Below are 20,509 nucleotides of genomic sequence, written 5' to 3'. Positions count from 1 at the left end.
CAAGGAGAAAATAGCACAGGACCCAAGAAAAAAGCATGCACAGCTGTTCACTCATCGTAAAATTTGGTCTATGCCTTTTATTCTAAAATAAAAATCACCGCCCTTGCTAGCATTTCATGTGATTAAATCAACTCATTGTCTTGCACAAACTGCACGACCTGCATACTGTTTTTGAGATCTAATTTGCGCATCATATTTCGACGGTGGGTTTGTACAGTGAGCTCTGAGATAAACAACTCATCGGCAATCTGCTGGCTCGTCTTGCCTTCGGCCACTAGCTTGATCACATCCAATTCTCGTTTGCTAAGTTTATATTGTTTTACCTCCTCTTCTGATGAGTTAAAATTCTTAAGTCGATCGTAATACTGGCTACCATTCATTACTCGAAATATAGCCGTCGTCAGTTCTTTGCCTGTGTTGTTTTTGAGCAAACACCCATCGATTCCTATTTTCAAAATTTCGTCCACAAAAGAACGCTGAGCATACATGGTAAGTATAATTATTTTAAGCTCAGGGTAATCTTTCTTGAGCCTTCTGGCGCAGGAGATTCCGTCCATCACTGGCATATTGATATCCAACACCACTACGTCCACAGGGTGCTTCCCTACAAATTGGATCACTTGCTCACCATTGAGCACGGTACCTACTACTTCAAATTCCTCCTCAGCACTGAGGACGACCTGAAGTCCCTCCATCACAATGGTATGATCATCGGCAAGCAAAACTTTTATGGTGTTCATATCGGTATTTCTATGATGTTGGTGGTTCCCTTACCTTTGTTACTTTCTATGGTGATCTGGCCGTCGAGACGATCTACTCTGGCTTTCAGGTTTTTCAACCCCAGTCCTTTTTCTCCCTGCTGATGAAGATCGAATCCAATGCCATTGTCTTCAAATATCAAGGTAAGAAACTCAGGAGTCTTAGACAAGTCCATGTTGATGGTACTGGCTTTGGCGTGCTTCAACGTATTGTTGACCAGCTCCTGAACAATACGGTACAGTTGTACATTGACCTGATTTTCTAATTCCTCGCCCAGATCAATATGACTGCTTACTGTGATGCTATGGCTTTCGTTGAGTGCATCTATCAGCTCCTGTATAGCTACAGCGAGCCCGAAATGCTTGAGTGCCCCCGAATGCAAACTATGCGAAATCTGTCGAGTGGCTTCGGTGGCCTGTGTAGTAACCGAACTGATCTTATCTGCCAGTACTTTTAGCGACTCTGGATCCGTTTTCTTGGGCAGTGTATCAGAGAGCATATTGAGGGTAACGAGCATACTACCGAGATTGTCGTGCAGCTCTTCGGCTACTTGCTTGTAGGCTCGGTCTTGCCCCTCTAGTATCGCATAGGCCGATTTTAGCTCTTGTTTTTTGAGCAGGTCTTCGATTTCTTGGTATTCCAGCTTGCGCTTAATGAGCTTGCGCTGATATAGATAAACAAACAGCACAATTACTGTGGTGAGCAGCAGCATACCACTGGTGCCTAATATGAGCACCATTTCGGTATTTAACGGGTGAGTCTGGCTTTCCATAGGCCGATGGCAAAAAGTAGGTTTTTAAGAATATTGGCAGCATTGTGTAGCATCCAGGACGATTCGTTTTCCATTAAAATATGATGACTAAGTAAAAAAGAAAACAAACTCCCCGATGCATAAATTAGAAACCCTGTATTGATCCAAAAGAAATAATAGGATTCGAGTGACAATACGCTCTCTTCTATAAAAATCCTGTAGAAAGCATAACATGCAAATGCCATGACGATAAATGAACTGATTGCAAAATATTCGCCATGAAAACCATTTATGTTTTCAAATAATTTGATGCCAAATGCGACACACCAAATGATCGGAACAATCAAAAAAATAAACCTAGATTTCCATTGTGTAGAATAAATAAACCCAAGGATTAAAATCTCAAAGATCGAGAATAAATTGATGATCCAATAAGTGGGGCCATAAGGGGCATAAAAATAACAAATTAGGTCAGTCAGAAATGATAATAAAAGAAGTAGTAATATGGGCAGGACACCCTTGTCGGGCTTGTTCATTAAGGTACTACTGCCTATAATAAGAGGCAGTAGTACACTAAACATCGATCCATATACCACCCATTTTTCCATCTCCATCAAGGACATGAATTAGGACATGGGAGAGATTTATTCAATACTGGAGGAGGGTCTTGAGCGACTACATCAGGAATCTCTTCTCCTTCCTTATAATATACTTTTACGATGTCAGACAAGTCTTTTTTCACTGGTATCATGAATGCGTCGGGCACGGTTCCAGATTTTGCACCATAGTACACCCTGATCCCTGCAATATCATTGGCATTTGGGTGGTTCTTTATTCTTTTCAATAGTTCCTGTACATTCTCAAGAGGAAAATAGAACGCAAGGATATCGTCAGACTCTTCATAAAAATACCGCTGTGTGTATATTGAACGTTTCGTGTTAATCCAATTTCTGATTTTTTTAGCTGCTTCGGGTGCGTTAATAAATGAATTGGCTGTAGCAGTAGGAGAAGCCATGCTGTTTGCTAAATTCTCACACAGTTCCTCTTTTGCGGATTTGTTGCTTTCCGAACTATCGATAAAGTATACAAATTCCTTTGGAGCTAATCTCTCCAACTCCATTTTCAAAGAGTCTCTTTCGGCTGTCAACTTGGCTATGCTTTTATCATTACCAGCATTAGACCCACATGAATACAAACCAACCATCACAAAGAAGGCTGGCAAATAGCGCAGTGTTTTCATAGTAATTAAAATTAAGTTTAGAAATGATTAAAACCGAATTTACCTATTCGGCCAATGATTCCAAAGGTCATTAATTACTTACTGGCAGTAAATACCTGTTTCTAAGTATTCCTTTCCTACAGGTTAATCCTAACTGGATTCTGAATTCAGCGTAGCTTAGTCGTTAAGGATGTTTTTCACCCGACCTACTTCGCCAGTTTCTAACTGAACTTTGATGCCATGGGTGTGCTTGGGGGACTTCGTGAGCAAGCGCTTTACGATTCCTTCTGTGAGTTCTCCAGAGCGCTGGTGGTGCTTCTGTACGACCTCTACTGCTGCGCCTACTTGTATATTTGTTCTGATGGTTCCGTCGGTCATGGCCTGTGATTTTAGTCCTTAAATTTAAGCACCAAATTTTCAAATGCCTAGCCCTGCTTCACTTTCAAACCAATTCAAACACTTCGTCTGTCAGTTTTTTACCATTAACCAAAATGCCCAACTTGTGTCTACCCAAGTAGTGTTTGCGGGTGGAGAGGTCTTTAAAAGAGAGCTTCTTTTTGAACCAGAAGGACGACCCTCTGTCAAACTCCTTTTCTGCAACATGAAAAATTTTATCCGAAAGTGTACCATTTGCCTTTTGATAAGACACCACAAAACCGACTTTAGCAAAAGCTAATTGAGCTTCCTCACTTACTACTTCAAACTCAAAATGCAAAACATCTCCTATTTTCAACTTACGCTCCGAGAGCGAGCATACAGGCACTGAAAATTTGGCTTTATCATCGAAACCAATCACTTGCAAAGCACGAGGATGACCTTGTTTCAGTAGATTTCTCAACCCATGCTTCACGACCCAATTGGTATGTGTACAATCTCCATACCAGCGCTCACCCAAATCCAAAGCCAACGCTACATGATCCTTGGTGATGTCATTAAGGTTGTTGGCCACACTTTTTCTAACGTAGAGCGAATCATCAGCCTTCAGGTTTTCCAGAATGGGCAAAATCAACTTCGGATCTTTCTTGAAAGCAGGCAAAGCCATCGCCCAAGGCAACCTCGGACGGCAACCTTCTGACGACAACCTTCTCACATGCTCGTTGGCATCCATACTCCAGTCGAGCAGAGTATTCATTACTTCTTTTTCATATTTGATAATGAAAGGACGAATGGCAAATTCGGCCGTGGAGTATTGAGTCATGTGCTTCATGGCCACCAGAGATTCTGCCAAATACTCCTGACCGTATACTTCCACAAAATCCGGGAAAGTCATGCCTTGCAGGCCACTATAGTGTACAGCAAGTGACTTCATCACTTCTAGCTGATCCAAAAAAACCAAGGCCGTATGCGACCGAATCATACACGTAAGATGTCTCATTCGGTTTTTAAGTTCACGCCCCTCCCACTCTTCATCGAGAACAGCGGCAACAAAGGCCTCCAATCGGAAGGATGAGTCTTTGTCGCTCAGCTGGCTACCCAGTTGGGCAACAAACGATGCATTAAATTCATTTTTCAGTGGCTCTGCCATGTCGTTTTATCTAAGTAATCTTCGCTATTTTACCGCGTACCTAATAATGGTTTTCAGCTTTTCTACAGCGGTACGTGTAGGATCTGACAGGTAAATCTCGTGATGATAACCATTCATTTCCAAACCATTTGATTTCATATACTCCAATATTTTTTTGATCGAAGGCCCTTCTTCGTAATAAGACCCGACGTGCAAGACTTGCACACATCGACCTTCATGAATAGCCTTGAGCTGTACTTCATTGGCTAGACATATGCCCTTCTTTTTGATCACCTCCTCTACCGCCTGATCTACATGCTCGTCGGACACCAAATCAGGCATTCGGATCATCAACTGCCACTGCCAGTCAGACTTTGGGGTTTCATCAAAAACGAGTCCTTCGTCTACCCACCAAAAAGCCTCCATCTTAGGCACTACAAAATCATTCTGTTCTGATTTCGCATACTTTTTTACCGTATAAGCCACCGCATATATTGCTCCTACACTTGACTGAAACCGCTCTTCTTCTGGCGCTCCTATCCCACTAATTGTCAAACAATGAACAGGCTCAATTTCAACTTCTACCGGTTTGTTTTGCGCCTTATAGTAGGCAGGGTGTTGTTTTACAAGATTCAGCTTTTCCATTAGGCTACATGTTTGAGATGTAAGAAAAATTTAACTTCTTCGAATGCCGACAGATAAGGAGCATAGATCTCATCGTCCTGCATTTCTTTCACTTTTTCTGCAGCAAATTCGGCACTTGCCAAATCCCGCCACTCTACCTGATCCACGAACAATCCCTCTTCCTTGATCGCACAATAGGTTTTATACCCTATCATGCCGTCAAAGCTTTTGACCAGTTCTCTAAAATGATGAATGATTTTGGATTGGTAATTTTCCACTTGGTTGGGTTTGATTTTGTAAATCACCAATTCCACTACTTGATCGGTCATTTGTATAAAGTTTAGTTTTTTTTTGAATTTGATTTATACAAATGAAATACCCTCTACTGACAACCCTATGTCAGTGAATTTTAAAGCGTTTATTTTTTAATAAAAAATTAATGTACCATGGCATAGTGACTACTCAGTTGCTCTATGAATTGCTGTATTTGTTGTTCCAGTTTTTCAGAATTGAGAATTCGCACACGATCGGTAAACATGAGTAGCCAGCGGGCAAAGTATTCGCACTCACCCACCATAAAAATCATCTCTACGCCAGCCTCGGTTTTCTTTTCTTCTATAAAACCATAATAATAGCGTTGATCTCCAATCAATCGTGCCACATCGGGTTCAAACAAAACCCTGATCTCTCTAACGTCCTGAGACATCTGACGAACGAATATATGCTCCTTGAAATCATCTCTAAGCGATGGGTCAAAAAACTGATCTAACACATGGAGCTTGCTGATGCGATCTGTACGAAAATCACGAATGCCATGGCGCATACGGCAATAGGCGATCAGATGCCAATGATTGGCATAATGGCAAATACCTAAGGGCTCTACTTCTCGCGACGAATAGCTATCGCTATAATTAGCATAATACTCAAATGATAAGATTTGATGATGAACCAACGCATCTTTAATGTCAGTCAAATACAAATCTGGAAAGGCTTTTTCTACGGACACATTTGGGGAAACGACTTCGATATATTTTTCTAGTTCTTGCACATAGTCTTTTTGAGTGTTTTTCAACACGGCTCTGATTTTGGTCAAAGCTTGCTCGAAATGATCTACTAGCGACTGATCACCTTGCCGTTTGAGTAGTTTGCTAGCCAACAAGATAGCTCCGGCCTCCTCTTTGGTAAACATGACAGGAGGTATGCTATAACCTTCTACAATATAGTACCCTCGGTCTTTTTCAAACCCAATAGGTACACCTGCCTCTCCCAGTGCCTTGATGTCTCTAAAAACGGTGCGTTCACTGATGCTATACTGCTCTGCGATGTCGTCTATCGTTACATATCTTTTGCTCTGTAGCTTGAGCATGATGGCCGTAAGTCTATCTATCCTATTCATCGATAAATTTAACGTGTGGTCTTTCCTTCGGTTGCTATTCGTTTGCGTACCTCTTTCCACTTGGGTGCGGCCTCTGTTTCATAACCCAGAGCCTTTACTTCAGTTGCAAATTTGCTCCATTCCTGCATCGCTACTTTGTGATCGCCATGTATCACAAACTGCTGCATATCTGCTCGAGACCTCCATAGAGTCAGCGTATAAAAGTATCTAAACCAGCGATTGGAGAGTTTCACCTTAATATACCCTGGAGAGTCTTGGGCCTGCTTGGCTACTCTTCCAGATTGTTTGGCAAATTTTGGCAAGAGCCAAATAGACTTAAGCTTAAGGCGGGTAATCGAAACGTACATGAGATAAATGTACCGATTATACCCATTTTAGTTTCGCATGGCAGAAGAAAAATCTCTTTAGAGACAAAAATCCGACAAGTATCTTATGGCCGCAAAGCCCAACTGCGTCCGGGGTATTCGCTATGAAAAGTCTCGATATATCCTCGATCCTGACAAGTCACATAACAGGTGCGCCCGTCTAAGCCGCCAAAGGCTATGTTGGTCGGCTTTAGCCCTTTGAGTTCTACTTCTTGCAGTAGTTCACCTGCTGGCGATATCACAGCAATGACCCCTTTGCCATATCGCGCTACATACAGATTGCCAGCGGTATCGCAACGCATGCCATCGAGGCCATGATCTGCAAATTGGATCAACAATCGTTTGTTGGATATCTCCCCTTCTGGACTCAAGTCAAAAGCCCAAATTTTTCGCTGTGCACTTTCATTTACATAAAGGAAACGATCACCTGGGGCCACTTCTATACCATTGGTGGTACCCATGTTATCGGCCAGTTTTACAAATTTCCCATCCAGCTCTACTCGCCATAGATTACCTGTACTGTCGACCCAATTGGGATCACTCGCAAACAATACACCCCTTTCGCTGATCGCAAGGTCATTGGGCTGATTCATGGTGCTATCGTGTGCAAAAACCACTACTTCACGATGCACAGGATCGATAGTCAAAATATTATGATTGACATAATCGGCGAGATACATAAGGCCATCATTGCCAAACCGAATACCATTGGCCACACTTCCCTGAGGCAAACTGTCTATATACAAATCGAATTGACCAGTGGGCAACAGTCTACCTATGGTTCCGTTTTTTTGTGGGTTTACAAAAAACAGATTGCCCTCTATATCCACAGCAGGGCCTTCTAGCCCCAGACTATATTCACCTACATACGCCCAGTCGCTGGCTTCGAAAAGAGCTATTGGCTTAGACGTACAGCTAAAAAGTACAATTGAAATAAAGAAGGGTGAAAAAATCTTTCGCATGAATCTGAATTTTGCCCTAAGCTAATTCATGTCATACGTCTTGATTATTTTTTTCGCTGGATGGGGTGTTAATATTCCTGAATGAAAAACACACGCCTTTCAGAGTGTTAAGCTTTGAAAGGCGTGTGTTTACTTAATCCATCACTTTCACTTCGTTGTTCAGCGTTTCGATGGTGTCTTTGGCATCACCAAAGAGCATTTTAGTCTTATCGTGGAAGAATAGCGGATTTTCGATACCTGAGTATCCTTTGCTCATTCCTCTTTTAAGCACAATTACATTTTTAGCATTGAGGATCTCTAATACTGGCATGCCGTAGATCGGGCTTCCTGGGTCATCGAGTGCCGACGGATTCACTACGTCGTTAGCACCTACTACCAGACATACATCCGTATCTGAAAGCATACTGTTGGCATCATCGAGATCGATCAATTTGTTGTACGGCACATCGGCTTCCGCCAATAATACGTTCATATGACCTGGCATGCGACCTGCCACTGGGTGGATGGCATAGTTCACATTCACGCCACGTGAGGTCAAACTTTTATCTAACTCTTTACACGCCTTTTGTGCTTGCGCCACAGCCATCCCGTATCCAGGGATCACCATCACGTTTTGTGCATAGCGCATCATAATGGCCGTGTCATTGGCCGTAGTTTCTTTGATATCACCTTGATCAGCCGCTACAGAAGTGGCCGAAGCGCCAAAACCTCCTACCACTACATTGATCAATGATCGGTTCATTGCCTGACACATGAGGATCGTCAGAATGGCACCTGAAGACCCCACAAGCACACCCCCCAACAGCATCACCATATTACCATACACCATCCCTGCAAGTGCTGCTGCTATACCTGTCAGAGCATTTAGCAAAGAAATAACGACGGGCATATCCGCTCCTCCGATAGGCCATACGAAACTCAACCCATAAATTAATGAAACGACTAGAATGATGATTGGTAAGTATTCGTAAGCAGACGGGTTCGCTACTTGGTAGACGATCAAGCCTAAGCAGAGTGCCAACCACACAAGGTTGAAATACGATGAAATGCCGCTTTTCCAATCCTTCACTTTGCCAGCCAATTTTCCATAAGCGATCAAACTACCCGTAAAAGCCACTCCTCCGATAAACAAAGCCATATAAGTAGTGCCCATCAATCCAATGGTCGAGGACGCATCAAACTTATATGCTTCTAAAATGGCTATACTTACTGCACAAGCACCACCAAATCCATTGAATACGGAAACCAATTCAGGAATACCTGTCATTTCTACTTTTTTGGAATAGACCATTCCAATCACAGACCCTACGGCTATCGCGCCGAAGATATAAAGCAGGTTGCCCTGATCATTAGCCATTGGGCTGAATATGGACACCAAAATAGCCGATCCCATGCCTAAGGCTGCGATTACGTTTCCATTTCTTGCCGTAGATGGGCTACTCAATTTTCTCAACCCGACAATCAAAAGGACGGTTGATACGATATATAATAATTCGATGTACTGCATCTTATTTCTTCTTAAACATTTCTAACATACGGTTGGTCACCGCATGACCTCCTACTACATTGATAGTACCCAATACGATACCGACGGCTCCCAACACGAGTGTCAGGTAATCCGAACTATCTGCCTGTCTCACCAAAATAATGGCTCCGATAATGACAATCCCACTGATGGCATTGGACCCAGACATAAGCGGCGTATGCAGTACAGTAGGTACTTTGGAAATGATTTCAAAACCTAGGTAAATGGTAATAATTAATAAGTTGATCATGAGCACATGATCTTTCAGATAATCTAATATCTCAAACATGGTCTTTAGAATTTAATGGGAATAATTAGGCCGATACGGGCTCTTCTACTTTCAACAGCGATTGGCTTACAATCTCGCTGTCGTAGGGCAAGTTGTCCTTACCTTCTTTGAGAATGTATTTGAGAAAGTTGTAAATATTGTTGCTATACAACAAGCTGGCTTGCTTGCCCATCAGGTTGTATAGTTTGGCATCTCCGATGATTTTTACGCCATCGATATCTACCGTTTCAGCATCTTTAGACAATTCGCAATTGCCACCGCTCGCAGAAGCCATGTCTACTATTACACTACCTTGCTTCATCGCTTCAACCGTACGATTTTCTATAAGTACTGGTGCTTTACGTCCTGGGATGTTAGCCGTGGTGATCACTACATCAGCTTTCAAAGCCGTCTCATGAATCAGCTCCTTTTGCTTACTGATGTATTCTTCTGATTGCTCAACGGCATATCCACCAGCCGCACTGTCTTCTTGCGCACCTTCTACTTCTATAAATTTGGCTCCCAAGCTCTGAACCTCTTCACGTACAGCTGTACGCACATCAAAGGCCTCCACGATCGCTCCTAACCTTTTGGCTGTAGCGATGGCCTGCAAACCTGCTACTCCCGCGCCCAGTATCAATACTCTGGCTGGAGGTATCGTACCTGCAGAGGTTGTCATCATTGGAAAATAACCTGCAAACTCGTCTGCAGCTGTTACCACCGCTTTGTACCCAGACAAAGAAGCCAAAGAAGACAACACATCCATAGATTGTGCTATCGTAGAGCGAGGCAATAAATCCAAGCTAAAAGCTTGTGCCTTGCATTCTTTAAGATTAGTAATGAGTTCGGAGGCTACACGCCCGTTAAACTTACCTACCAATATTGCATCGGCTTTGATAAGGTCTACATCTGATTTTGTAATACCTGTCCCTGTAAGAATGACGTCTGCTTTAGATAGGACTTCATCCCGAGATGAAATGACCGCTCCTGTAGATTCATATATTTCATCGTTGTAGCCAGATGCTTTGCCAGCACCTGATTCTACTACAATCTGATATTCGTCTTTGATTAATTTGGAAGCCACTTGTGGCACTAAGGCTACTAGATTTTCTTCCGTGCATTTAACTACACCAATCACCATATTATGCTATAATTTTTATACTTCGCTAGAAATACAATTTTGGGTCAGTTGCATCATGGGCGCTAGCTCGTTGCAAACCTACGAAGGAATCTGGAATTTCATTGAAAAATAATTCAATATTACAGACGATTTATTGCCAAAATGAAAATATATAAACGAAATACTACGTATTTATTAAAATATCAACAATACAATCGATGGTATTTTTACTAAAACTAACAATTACACATTTCTGCGTTACTTTTTCTATTTATTGCGTCTCAGTCTTATGACTAAATACAGTGGGGTTAAAAAAATATAATCTAACAGGCTGAATTAATAATGTTGTCCTATTTATTTACTAACCTTTACTGATTAAAATTAACACAATGGCTTCTATAGCAGACGAACTTGTAGGCAAAATTGATCAATGTTTGAAAGAGAATTATCAGACAGAAATCTTCAAACAATTGGATCTGGAAATCGAACAGATGCTGCAGATTGTGGCTGCCATTCATACTTTTTACAGTTTACCCGCAGAGACACGCACCTCTCACAGCCAAATATCTGACTTCAAGAATACACTACTCGTTCAAATAGACGGAATCAAACCCAAGCCCGAGGCGCTCGACTTGGCTATCGAGCACGAAAATTTTCTAAACAGCCTTTATGCTATTTTTCAGAATATCCCTGACAGCAAAACGGAGCTACAAAAGCCAGCGCGCTTTATAGCCGACATTGATGACCCCAGCTGGCTCAAGACATTAAAACTAGGCAAAAGAATAGGGTTTCTGATCAGCAACATTCCCAACTCACTCGCTAATCCTTTTAGGAAAAACAAAAAGAAGAAGCCCTATTGGCTGCATAAAATTCCACTGCAAAATCTGGCTAAGAAAAATTTGATGATCGAAACGATACTCGACCTACAGCAAATAACGGCTAGCTACTACTCTGCTATTACCTCACAATATGTGGAAATAAAAAGCTGGGAAGAGCAACTGGACAAACAAGAGACAGAGCACACCTCTTTCACCGAAGAAGAGGTTTTGGCTTTCAAAGCCACCTTGACCTCTGAGCTCACTAGTCAGCTAGACAATCTCACGGCAGCCTATCCCGAGCAGTTTTTATTAGCGTATGAAAAAGCGGGCACGTTAGAGCTACCTGCCCGAAGACTTGCCGATGAAATCATCTCCTCCAAGATAGAGACAGCCAAAAGCAAGTGGAGTGCCTTCGATTTGTCTTGGAAAAACACCAACTATGCCTTTTTCGAAGAGTGGCGATTGGACCTAAATATCAACTTGCTCAAACACAATACTCTAGGCAGCTTGACCGAATTCCAAACGGCTCAATTCAAAAAGATAGACGACTACATTGGCCCTGAAATGGATGAAATCAAGTTGTTTATCGAAGAAGGAATTAAAACTGTGGGCGTAGAGCACGAGTCGTTTCAGAAAGAATTGAAACGGCTAAACTATCAGGCTGTTAAAAAATTAGACAAGGAAGTAGTACCTAGACTTTGCGACAAGCTGTCTAACCAGACTGTGATCAATCTGATCAACAAACTCGAGGTAAGTATAGACCAGCAAGTAGAACATTTGTCGGACGAAAGAATCATCGTAAAAACCGACAGATACGACAGTCCTATGAAGTCTGAGGACTTGCATATCATCTCTCCTCACGAATTGATTGCTTTTGAGAAACTACCTCGTTTCAAAAAAAGAATCAACAAAATCAAACAAGATTCTTTTGCTTCGTTAGAAAACACAGCTGATCATGTCAAAGACCTTGATCATGTCATTACTTTCAGCTTGTCTTCGGCTATAGCAGCACTCGATAATGAAGAAGATGCCGATCAAGCAGTAAGCATCGCTACCGAAGGGCTCAAACGAGCAGCTGCACGCCTAGATGAAGAGCGAACCACACTGAACCAATCGATTGCTGCCAATGGCGAAGCGCTCGAAGCAGCAGTCAATGACTTCTGTCAGGACATCATGGAGCTCACCTTCAATGAGAATGTAAGAGAGCTACGCTTGAGAATAACCAAAGCCAAAGCCGCCAAACAGGCCAAGGAGGTACGATTGAAATTGGAGCAGAAAATGACTGCTCGTAAGAAGAACCTCAAGCTAATACTACTCCGAGGATACAACGCCACTCGCCACAGCGTAAGTGCGCTTAGTGAGAAGTTTGTACTAACAGCCAAAAAAGCAGAAATCTCCAAACAAGTATCCGACTTTTTACTCGAATCTCAGCAGGCCATAGACAAGCTACCGCTCATCTATAAGCGCCTCTATCAAATAGAAGCGCTCGAAGATTTGGAGCTATTCGAAGGCAGACAGGAAGAATTGAGCACACTCAAAAAAGCATTTGATAGCTGGGGCAAAGGCCACTATGCCGCCACAGTAATACTAGGGGAAAAATGGGGCGGATTGACCTCCTTTCTCAACTATGCCCTGCATGAGGCTCGCTTCCCTTATACCGTCACACGGCTAGCCATTCGTGGCAACGAATGCAGTGAAGAGCATTTTATTCAGACTATGCGCAGTCTATTCAAAAAAGAAACCTTTCAAACGGTAGACGATATCATAAACCACCTAAACGACTCTCCCAAGCGTGTAGTGGTACTCGAAGACATTCAAAACCTCTATCAACGTAAGGTGCATGGGTTTGGCGCTATGGTGCTGCTTTTTCAACTCATCAACAAAACTTACAAAAATGTATTTTGGGTAACGAGCACAACAATATATACCTGGTCATACCTTCAAAAAACCATCAATATCAATGAATTTTTTAGCTACACGATAGAACTAAAAACACTCACAGATGAACAGATTATCAGCATCATTTGGAAAAGAAATAGAATCAGCGGGTTCAAAATACTTTTCGAAATAGATCAATCTATAGCCGACGATAAAAAATTTATCAAAATGGACGAAGACGAGCAGCAAGAATTTTTGAGAAACAAATTCTTCTCTGACCTTAACGTGTTTGCACAAAGCAATATCAGTCTGGCCCTGATCTACTGGCTACTATCTACCAAAGAAATAGACGAAAGCACCATCACGATTGGCACATTCAAAAAGCCAAATCTCAACTTTTTGAACGTGCTATCCATGAACAAACTCTATGCATTGCATGCACTCATTCTGCATGATGGGCTGACAGTAACACAACTGGCCGATGTACTCAATGTCACACACAACTACAGCGACCTGACCCTACTGGCCTTATTGGAAGATGGACTGTTGGCCAAAACTGGCGAACAATTTATGATCAACCCCATAGTATATAGAAATACAATCAGCTTGCTAAAATCAAGAAATTTAATTCACTAAGATGAAAAAGCTACTACTCATAGGCTTTGTGCTCTTGCTGTCGTCATTCGCGATCGCACAACAACAGCAAGCACAACCAAAGGCCGATTCTACTAAGACTTCCAAGGCCAACCCTAGTCAGGTATTGGACTCGACGATCGTAGCCATGGACAAAGCTGATGCGGCCAATAAAAAGGACAAAGTAGACCTGACCAAACCACCGCCAGTAGCCAAATTGATTTCTATGTCCAAACTGTTTTGGAGTTTGATTTTTATTCTAGTAGGATATTTTGCTATTCGGTTCATTTCACACATTCTGGAAATATTCGCCGAGCAGAGCATCAAGCACCGTATCACGATAAAAAGCCTCACCCCAGTAGTCAAAATCATGGGCTGGGTGATTGTGATTTTTTTGATCGTGGCAGGCATATACCAGCCTCCTACAGCCACTGTATTGGCTTTCTCCGCATCTATTGGCGTAGCCGTAGGTTTTGCCTCTCAAGACATACTCAAAAACATCTTTGGTGGTATTATGATTCTATTTGATCGTCCGTTCAACTCTGGCGATAAAATACAGGTAGGTGATACATATGGTGAAGTAGTAGAAATTGGCCTGCGCTCTACTCGCATTGTCACCCCAGACGACAACCTCGTAACAATCCCTAATGGGGAAATCATGAATCGATCGGTAGCCAATGCCAATGCTGGAGAAGCCAACTGTCAAGTAGTATCAGAAATCTACCTTCCGATAGATGTAGACACTACCCGAGCCAGAGCCATAGCCACACAAGCAGCTCAAGTTTCCAAGTATGTATTTTTAAATAAACCCATAGTGGTCGTCTTTTCCAACGAGCTACATCCAAAAGGCCCTTTATTTAAAATGAAGATCAAAGCCTATGTACTAGAGATCCGTGACGAGTTCAAATTCAAAAGTGAAATGACTGAGATCGTCATTAAAGAGCTTTTAGAAGAAGGTCTAATCAAGCCTAACTAAGCGCGCAACAATTGGCGCAAGCCTATATTTACTGCTCTACCAAATTGCGCACTCTGGCCGATTGCAGAAACCGCTTATACCAATGTCCTGAATCCTTGATGATCCGCTCTTGAGTCTCAAAATTGGTATGTATCAATCCGAATCGTTGCGTGTACCCTTCGGCCCATTCGAAGTTGTCGAGCAGCGTCCATAAGAAGTAGCCCGTCACGTTGACTCCCTCCTTCTGTGCCTTGAGCACTTGATGGAGGTATGACTGAATAAATTGGATTCGATCCAAATCTTTCACTCTGCCATCTATGACCTTTTCAGGAAAGGCTACACCATTTTCAGTGACAATAAGCTCCTTTATCCCTTCGTAACTATTAAATTTTTTAAGCATATAATAGATCGATTTAGGGTAAACCTCCCAGTTCATCGTCGTCAATGGCACGTTTCGCTCATCTGCATTCACGATTTGCCCTTTCATATAAGGGATCATCCAATTGTACTTTACCACCTCGCGGGTATAATTCTGTACACCTATAAAGTCGAAATCAAAATGCATTAAACTCTCGTCGTGCTGCATCATGTACTTTTCTACGCGTTGAGCGATAGGCAAATCCTGCAGCGGGTACCCCAACCCTAAAGCGGGCTCTATAAACAAACGATTGAGCAGGGCATCAAAACGTTTGGCCGCCGTCACATCCTTTTCGTCTTTGGAAAAAGGATCTACATGCGAGCACGAAAAAGTAGTGCCTATACGCGCATCTTCTAGTTCGTTGCGAAGGATTCGAGCGCCTAGGCTCTGGCAAAGTGTAGCATGGTGCATAGCCGATAAAAAATTGCTCATCCCCTTTCTTCCTGGTGCATGATAGCCTAAGAAATAACCCGCCCCAGTAAAAACCATCGGCTCGTTGAGTACCATCCAATTGGAAACTCGATCACCAAAACTACGAGCACAAAGTGTGGCAAATTCTTCAAACCAATTGAGTATTTCTCTATTGGTCCATCCTCCTTGGTCTTCGAGCGCCTGTGGCAAATCCCAATGATAGAGTGTGATCCAAGGGATAATATTCCGCTCTAGACAGCCATCTATCAGCCTGTTATAAAAATCGATTCCGGCTTGATTCACTTCTCCAATACCATTGGGCAATACCCTAGACCAAGCTATAGAAAATCGATAATTAGGGATTTGTAGAGCCTGTATGAGGTCGAGATCCTTTTCTATATGTTCGTAAAAATTGCATCCTACATTGGCATGTGAACCGTCTTTTATTTTAGCACTGTTTTGCACGAATTTGTCCCAAATAGACATGCCCTTGCCGTGAATATTATGCGCACCTTCAATCTGGTACGCGGCAGTAGAGACTCCCCAATGAAAGTCTTCACCAAAATCAAATTTAGAATATGCCACTCGTTAGGATAATTTCAATTTTAAAAAGGAAAAAAAGCTGGGTTTAGTTACTACAGGTGTCAGTTCAGACTGAATGTGCGCTTCCAGCACTTTGTCAATGATGAATTGTGTTTCGTCGGGGTAGTGCACAGGTACGTGCTGATCCGACTTTACCCACTTTTTGATATTTTTTGCGTTTTTCTTATTTAGTTTTTTCAACACGGGTACTCCCAAATCTTTGAGTCCCTCTGCGTTGAAATGTTGCTCGTACTGACGCTTCATCGGAATCACCAGTAGTTTCTTATTGAGGTACAAGGCTTCTGCTGGTGTCTCAAAACCAGCACCACAAAGCACGCCCGTAGCAGATGCCATGCTCTTACTAAATCGCTCGGCATGGATCGGCTCTATTTTCACGTTGCCTACCTCATAGGCCTCTTTGGTATGCTTAGAAAATACTTGCCATTCTGCATTTTTCACTTCAGATAGTACCTTGATGAGTTTCTTGTCCCCATAAGCGGGCAGATATACGGTATAGTGTCCTTCGTCAGACATCTCTTGTTCTCTAATCTCTGTTCTAATGATTGGAGTAAAAATCTGGTCATCGTATTTTCTAAAGTGAAAGCTATAGTAGCTATTGCACGGTGCATAAAATTTGAGCACGGCCCAGCCCATCGGGTCGCTATGAGTGGGTACGGGTACCTTCTTGGAGCGCAGAGCACTCTGGTGACTCAGCCCGATGCACTTCACGCCCTTCAAACGACAAGCCCAAGCCGAGATTGGCTCAAAGTCATTGATAACCAAATCATAGTCTTTGACTGGACAGCTTTTGATTTCGTTCCAGACTCTTCTCACACGGTTGGCTTTGTAAGTAGCCATCATATCCACACCTCCACTTTTTCCAAAAATAAAACTGAGGCCTTTGTATTTATACTTTACTGGAAACGGGAGATCAATATCAGCCTGTACCCCGCTGATCAATATATCCACTTGTGCACGTTTCATCAATGCTGGGATCACATCCTTGGCACGGCTCAAGTGACCATTGCCAGTACCTTGTATCGCATACAATATTTTCATTTCCTTAGTATTTTCAGTTTTTGGGTGCCACGATCAGCATCTCCTGTAGCATCCTACCATACAGCTCTTTGGGTGTAGCATCAGACATATAGTCTTGCTCGTGATGCGTATCATCTGCGGCATGATGCGCATACTCTTCATCTCTGTACTTATAAATCGTCCATTCTCCTTTATTGTACTCTAGAGAGGACAAGTTTTCGATCCAATCCCCAGAGTTGAGATAAGTCACCTGTCCATGTTCGGTCTCGTATGCTTTAATTTCTGGATGGTGTATATGCCCGCACATTACATATTTGTAGCCATTTTCGGCAGCTATTGTCGTGGCGGTTTCCTCAAATTTGTTGATGAATTTGACGGCTCCTTTTACGCTGTTTTTTACTTTTTTGGATAATGAAATTCGGCCTTTCCCAAAAAACTCACTAATGGCATTGACCACTTGATTGATAAGAATCAAAGTATCATAACCAATAGCTCCAAGCTTAGTCAACCATCGAGAGTGTTGCATAGTCACGTCGAATACGTCGCCATGAAACACCCATACTTTTTCTCCATCCAAGTCTAGGACTAGTTTGTTTTGTAGCCGAAAAGAACCCACTTTGAAGCCTTCGAATTTTCGCAACATTTCGTCATGATTACCTGTGATGTAGTGCATTTTCACACCTTTAGACATCCATTTAAACAAATGGCTAACCACCTTCATGTGGCTCTTGGGCCAATAGCGCTTACTGAATTGCCAGATATCAATAATATCTCCATTAAGGATGACTTGCTTGGGAGAAACACTTCGTAGGTAGTTGAGCAGTTCTTTGGCTCTGCATCCGTAAGTACCTAGGTGTATATCCGATAAGACCAGTATATCTACTTTTCTCTTTCTCAGCTTCTTGGGTCGCATCTTCATTTGGTTTTGAATGGAGAATGCAAAGGCCTTATCAAGTTTAAAAGAATATTTAAAGTCAACACTTCTACGAAATGTTGCATGACGTTGAACACCCTAGTTTTTGGTCTTTTAAAACTGAAAGACATGCCCGCACTTGGTAAGGACATCGTCGGTTTTAGTTGTGTAGAAATCATAACATGCTTTTTGCAATAAAAGCGTAAAATTGTTACCTACTGATTGTCAGACAACTACCATTTTATTAAGGATTGAAGCGTTATATTATCATAGTTTTACGAAGAGGGGTTTTAAGGCTTCTATTATCGATGTTTCATTAATCATTGCCCGTTTGTCGTGCCCTATTATACAGTCTCTTATGCTGTTGTGGGGGTTGATTATTAGACTTTTACGAAAAAAGAATGCAAAGTCAATAATTAATTCTATATTTGGGTGCCCAGATTGGGTGCCCAAATATTATGAATCAAATAAAACCGCATATCATATTTCTCATGGGCGTTTCGGGTGTTGGGAAAAGCACGATTGGAAGCCTACTAGCAGAAACGCTCAACATTCCGTTTTTTGATGGTGATGATTACCACCCTGAGCAAAATATCCAAAAAATGTCGCAGGGGAAATCCCTCAATGACGACGACAGATTCGGATGGCTACAGTCTTTGAATCAAATCGCCTTCGAAGCATCACAAAACAAAGGCTGTGTGATGGTATGCTCAGCACTGAAAGAAAGCTATCGGGAAATATTGAGCAAAAACATTGAAGCGTATTCGAAGTGGATATTCTTAAACGGTTCATTTGAGCAAATCAAAAAGAGAATAAATAATCGTAGTGGGCATTTTATGAGTTCAGATTTGCTCCAGTCTCAGTTTGACATTTTGGAAGCCCCCAAGTATGCGATTAATGTAGATATAAGTTTAACTCCTAAAAAAATGGTAGAAGTGATAAGTAAACAATTGTCAGAAAAGTCAGCGTTTGGTTTGTTTGGCTTGGGGGTGATGGGTAAAAGCCTCGCCAGAAATCTTGCAAGCAAAGGATTTGATATTTCTCTATTCAATAGACACGTGGATGGCCAAGAAGAAGATGTGGCTAAAAACTTCAAAGATGAGTTTGAAGAGTTATCAACCGCCCTTGCATTTGACGATGTAGCACTTTTCGTCAATTCACTCCAAAAGCCTCGAAAGGTTATGTTGATGGTGAATGCTGGTAAGACTGTAGATGGTGTGATTGAAGACCTTTTGCCTTTTTTAGAGAATGGAGACATTATCATAGACGGGGGCAATTCGAACTTTAATGATACGAAGAAAAGATTTGACTATTTAGCATCCAAAAACATTCGATTCGTAGGGACAGGAGTTTCGGGTGGAGAAGAAGGAGCCTTGAAAGGCCCCTCTATCATGCCGGGTGGCGACCTGGAAGCTTATAAAGAAGTGCAGCCCTATCTGGAAACGATAGCAGCCAAAGATGCCAATGACTTACCTTGTTGTACTTTCATCGGTACAGAAGGCAGTGGCCATTTTGTAAAAATGGTACACAATGGGATTGAGTATGTAGAAATGCAACTGTTGGCAGAAGTCTTCACTATCCTAAAAGCAAAGGGTCATAACCCAGACCAAATCGCCGATATTTTAGCGTCTTGGAAAGCAACTACCAATAGTTATTTATTAGAAATCACTATTGATATCCTTAGAAAAAAGGAAGGCAACGACTGGTTAGTGAATCGCATCATGGACAAAGCTGGAAATAAAGGCACGGGCAACTGGACTACCATATCATCTACTCAACTCGGAGTGCCAAGTACCATGATTACTTCGGCACTATTCGCACGATACACCTCATTTTATAAAGAAGAACGCATAGAGGCCAATAGAAATTTTGCACCAAACAACACCCCAAACCTGAATTTCAGTGCTGAAGAGCTCTTGGAAGCCTATCATTTTGCCAGATTAATGAATCACTACCAAGGCTTTAAACTGATCCAAGAAGCATCCCTGAGCAATAATTGGGGATTGAACTTAAGCGAGTTGTCCAGGATATGGACCAACGGCTGTATTATTCGATCAGACTTTATGATGGAATTGGTCTCCATTTTCAAAGTGTCAGACAACTTATTGAAAAATGATGAAATCATTCAAAGAATCAAAGCTTTGAAACCAAGCGCCCAGAAAGTGACTTCACAGTGTATACTCAATGAGGTGGCTGCTCCGAACCTTATTGAATCGATTAGCTTTTTAAACAGCTTCTCGGTTGCAAATTCATCAGCAAATTTATTGCAGGCACAACGCGATTACTTTGGCGCACATACCTACCAAAGAAATGATGACCACACCAATAAGTTCTATCACACAGATTGGATCAACAACTAACTAAACCATA

20 protein-coding genes are annotated in these 20,509 nt (G+C 42.1%); 3 read left to right on the top strand and 17 right to left on the bottom strand.

Annotated elements, in window-relative coordinates; all coding sequences use genetic code 11:
* Positions 1 to 122: 122 nt before the first annotated feature.
* The 14 genes from N7E81_RS10380 to N7E81_RS10315 all read right to left on the bottom strand — a co-directional run bounded on the left by N7E81_RS10380 (position 123) and on the right by N7E81_RS10315 (position 10,514).
* Positions 123 to 740, bottom strand: a complete 618-nt coding sequence (locus N7E81_RS10380) for a response regulator transcription factor (protein ID WP_263049523.1) — start codon at positions 738 to 740, stop codon at positions 123 to 125.
* Positions 737 to 1,531: a sensor histidine kinase gene (locus tag N7E81_RS10375; RefSeq protein ID WP_263049522.1), complete on the bottom strand. Its 795-nt coding sequence runs from the start codon at positions 1,529 to 1,531 to the stop codon at positions 737 to 739. Before N7E81_RS10375 ends, N7E81_RS10380 begins: the two co-directional genes overlap by 4 nt.
* Complete coding sequence (locus tag N7E81_RS10370; protein ID WP_263049521.1) at positions 1,507 to 2,124, bottom strand: hypothetical protein; 618 nt, start codon at positions 2,122 to 2,124, stop codon at positions 1,507 to 1,509. Before N7E81_RS10370 ends, N7E81_RS10375 begins: the two co-directional genes overlap by 25 nt.
* The gene (locus tag N7E81_RS10365) at positions 2,124 to 2,750 is read right to left on the bottom strand and encodes a hypothetical protein (protein WP_263049520.1); all 627 of its coding nucleotides are present in this window, start codon (positions 2,748 to 2,750) and stop codon (positions 2,124 to 2,126) included. Before N7E81_RS10365 ends, N7E81_RS10370 begins: the two co-directional genes overlap by 1 nt.
* Before the next feature lie 156 nt (positions 2,751 to 2,906).
* Complete coding sequence (locus N7E81_RS10360; RefSeq protein WP_263049519.1) at positions 2,907 to 3,107, bottom strand: YwbE family protein; 201 nt, start codon at positions 3,105 to 3,107, stop codon at positions 2,907 to 2,909.
* Positions 3,108 to 3,171: 64 nt separating this feature from the next.
* Positions 3,172 to 4,254: a DNA alkylation repair protein gene (locus tag N7E81_RS10355; protein WP_263049518.1), complete on the bottom strand. Its 1,083-nt coding sequence runs from the start codon at positions 4,252 to 4,254 to the stop codon at positions 3,172 to 3,174.
* 24 nt (positions 4,255 to 4,278) lie between these two features.
* Positions 4,279 to 4,878: a GyrI-like domain-containing protein gene (locus tag N7E81_RS10350; RefSeq protein ID WP_263049517.1), complete on the bottom strand. Its 600-nt coding sequence runs from the start codon at positions 4,876 to 4,878 to the stop codon at positions 4,279 to 4,281.
* On the bottom strand, positions 4,878 to 5,186 hold the full coding sequence (locus tag N7E81_RS10345; protein WP_263049516.1) for a hypothetical protein: 309 nt from the start codon (positions 5,184 to 5,186) through the stop codon (positions 4,878 to 4,880). The genes N7E81_RS10350 and N7E81_RS10345 overlap by 1 nt, the downstream gene beginning before the upstream one ends.
* Before the next feature lie 107 nt (positions 5,187 to 5,293).
* Positions 5,294 to 6,253: a helix-turn-helix transcriptional regulator gene (locus N7E81_RS10340; protein ID WP_263049515.1), complete on the bottom strand. Its 960-nt coding sequence runs from the start codon at positions 6,251 to 6,253 to the stop codon at positions 5,294 to 5,296.
* Positions 6,254 to 6,261: 8 nt separating this feature from the next.
* Complete coding sequence (locus N7E81_RS10335) at positions 6,262 to 6,600, bottom strand: hypothetical protein (protein WP_263049514.1); 339 nt, start codon at positions 6,598 to 6,600, stop codon at positions 6,262 to 6,264.
* A gap of 83 nt (positions 6,601 to 6,683) precedes the next feature.
* Positions 6,684 to 7,580, bottom strand: a complete 897-nt coding sequence (locus N7E81_RS10330; protein ID WP_263049513.1) for an SMP-30/gluconolactonase/LRE family protein — start codon at positions 7,578 to 7,580, stop codon at positions 6,684 to 6,686.
* A gap of 133 nt (positions 7,581 to 7,713) precedes the next feature.
* A complete protein-coding gene (locus N7E81_RS10325) occupies positions 7,714 to 9,087 on the bottom strand; it encodes an NAD(P)(+) transhydrogenase (Re/Si-specific) subunit beta (protein ID WP_263049512.1) in 1,374 nt (457 codons plus the stop codon).
* A 1-nt stretch (position 9,088) separates the two neighbouring features.
* Positions 9,089 to 9,394, bottom strand: coding sequence for an NAD(P) transhydrogenase subunit alpha (locus N7E81_RS10320; protein ID WP_263049511.1), 306 nt, complete (start codon positions 9,392 to 9,394; stop codon positions 9,089 to 9,091).
* A 25-nt stretch (positions 9,395 to 9,419) separates the two neighbouring features.
* Entirely contained in the window at positions 9,420 to 10,514 is a 1,095-nt protein-coding gene (locus N7E81_RS10315) for an NAD(P) transhydrogenase subunit alpha (RefSeq protein WP_263049510.1), read from the bottom strand.
* A gap of 368 nt (positions 10,515 to 10,882) precedes the next feature.
* Between N7E81_RS10315 and N7E81_RS10310 the strand changes: the two genes are divergently transcribed.
* The gene (locus tag N7E81_RS10310) at positions 10,883 to 13,825 is read left to right on the top strand and encodes a hypothetical protein (protein ID WP_263049509.1); all 2,943 of its coding nucleotides are present in this window, start codon (positions 10,883 to 10,885) and stop codon (positions 13,823 to 13,825) included.
* A 1-nt stretch (position 13,826) separates the two neighbouring features.
* A complete protein-coding gene (locus N7E81_RS10305) occupies positions 13,827 to 14,798 on the top strand; it encodes a mechanosensitive ion channel family protein (RefSeq protein ID WP_263049508.1) in 972 nt (323 codons plus the stop codon).
* Positions 14,799 to 14,826: 28 nt separating this feature from the next.
* Here the strand turns inward: N7E81_RS10305 and N7E81_RS10300 are convergent, their stop codons facing one another.
* The 3 genes from N7E81_RS10300 to N7E81_RS10290 are packed head-to-tail and all read right to left on the bottom strand — an operon-like array spanning position 14,827 to position 18,139.
* A complete protein-coding gene (locus N7E81_RS10300; RefSeq protein WP_263049507.1) occupies positions 14,827 to 16,191 on the bottom strand; it encodes a GH1 family beta-glucosidase in 1,365 nt (454 codons plus the stop codon).
* A 3-nt stretch (positions 16,192 to 16,194) separates the two neighbouring features.
* Positions 16,195 to 17,247: a glycosyltransferase family protein gene (locus tag N7E81_RS10295; protein ID WP_263049506.1), complete on the bottom strand. Its 1,053-nt coding sequence runs from the start codon at positions 17,245 to 17,247 to the stop codon at positions 16,195 to 16,197.
* A gap of 13 nt (positions 17,248 to 17,260) precedes the next feature.
* Positions 17,261 to 18,139, bottom strand: a complete 879-nt coding sequence (locus N7E81_RS10290) for a UDP-2,3-diacylglucosamine diphosphatase (protein WP_263049505.1) — start codon at positions 18,137 to 18,139, stop codon at positions 17,261 to 17,263.
* Positions 18,140 to 18,597: 458 nt separating this feature from the next.
* Between N7E81_RS10290 and gndA the strand changes: the two genes are divergently transcribed.
* Complete coding sequence (gene gndA / locus N7E81_RS10285; protein ID WP_263049504.1) at positions 18,598 to 20,499, top strand: NADP-dependent phosphogluconate dehydrogenase; 1,902 nt, start codon at positions 18,598 to 18,600, stop codon at positions 20,497 to 20,499.
* The last annotated feature ends 10 nt before the right edge of the window (positions 20,500 to 20,509 follow it).

Origin of the sequence: Reichenbachiella carrageenanivorans (assembly GCF_025639805.1) — a bacterium.
Classification (GTDB): Bacteria; Bacteroidota; Bacteroidia; order Cytophagales; family Cyclobacteriaceae; genus Reichenbachiella; species Reichenbachiella carrageenanivorans.
Note: the sequence above shows the minus strand (reverse complement) of the source record. Positions and strands in the feature narration are given on the sequence as shown.

Excerpts from the sequence above, each read along its gene's own strand:
- N7E81_RS10355 (WP_263049518.1), bottom strand. The coding sequence starts at position 4,254 with ATGGCAGAGCCACTGAAAAATGAATTTAATGCATCGTTTGTTGCCCAA.
- N7E81_RS10360 (WP_263049519.1), bottom strand. The coding sequence starts at position 3,107 with ATGACCGACGGAACCATCAGAACAAATATACAAGTAGGCGCAGCAGTA.
- N7E81_RS10340 (WP_263049515.1), bottom strand. The coding sequence starts at position 6,253 with ATGAATAGGATAGATAGACTTACGGCCATCATGCTCAAGCTACAGAGC.
- N7E81_RS10320 (WP_263049511.1), bottom strand. The coding sequence starts at position 9,394 with ATGTTTGAGATATTAGATTATCTGAAAGATCATGTGCTCATGATCAAC.
- N7E81_RS10315 (WP_263049510.1), bottom strand. The coding sequence starts at position 10,514 with ATGGTGATTGGTGTAGTTAAATGCACGGAAGAAAATCTAGTAGCCTTA.
- N7E81_RS10365 (WP_263049520.1), bottom strand. The coding sequence starts at position 2,750 with ATGAAAACACTGCGCTATTTGCCAGCCTTCTTTGTGATGGTTGGTTTG.
- gndA (WP_263049504.1), top strand. The coding sequence starts at position 18,598 with ATGAATCAAATAAAACCGCATATCATATTTCTCATGGGCGTTTCGGGT.
- N7E81_RS10310 (WP_263049509.1), top strand. The coding sequence starts at position 10,883 with ATGGCTTCTATAGCAGACGAACTTGTAGGCAAAATTGATCAATGTTTG.
- N7E81_RS10305 (WP_263049508.1), top strand. The coding sequence starts at position 13,827 with ATGAAAAAGCTACTACTCATAGGCTTTGTGCTCTTGCTGTCGTCATTC.
- N7E81_RS10290 (WP_263049505.1), bottom strand. The coding sequence starts at position 18,139 with ATGCGACCCAAGAAGCTGAGAAAGAGAAAAGTAGATATACTGGTCTTA.
- N7E81_RS10345 (WP_263049516.1), bottom strand. The coding sequence starts at position 5,186 with ATGACCGATCAAGTAGTGGAATTGGTGATTTACAAAATCAAACCCAAC.
- N7E81_RS10350 (WP_263049517.1), bottom strand. The coding sequence starts at position 4,878 with ATGGAAAAGCTGAATCTTGTAAAACAACACCCTGCCTACTATAAGGCG.
- N7E81_RS10335 (WP_263049514.1), bottom strand. The coding sequence starts at position 6,600 with ATGTACGTTTCGATTACCCGCCTTAAGCTTAAGTCTATTTGGCTCTTG.
- N7E81_RS10325 (WP_263049512.1), bottom strand. The coding sequence starts at position 9,087 with ATGCAGTACATCGAATTATTATATATCGTATCAACCGTCCTTTTGATT.
- N7E81_RS10375 (WP_263049522.1), bottom strand. The coding sequence starts at position 1,531 with ATGGAAAGCCAGACTCACCCGTTAAATACCGAAATGGTGCTCATATTA.
- N7E81_RS10330 (WP_263049513.1), bottom strand. The coding sequence starts at position 7,580 with ATGCGAAAGATTTTTTCACCCTTCTTTATTTCAATTGTACTTTTTAGC.
- N7E81_RS10380 (WP_263049523.1), bottom strand. The coding sequence starts at position 740 with ATGAACACCATAAAAGTTTTGCTTGCCGATGATCATACCATTGTGATG.
- N7E81_RS10370 (WP_263049521.1), bottom strand. The coding sequence starts at position 2,124 with ATGGAGATGGAAAAATGGGTGGTATATGGATCGATGTTTAGTGTACTA.
- N7E81_RS10295 (WP_263049506.1), bottom strand. The coding sequence starts at position 17,247 with ATGAAAATATTGTATGCGATACAAGGTACTGGCAATGGTCACTTGAGC.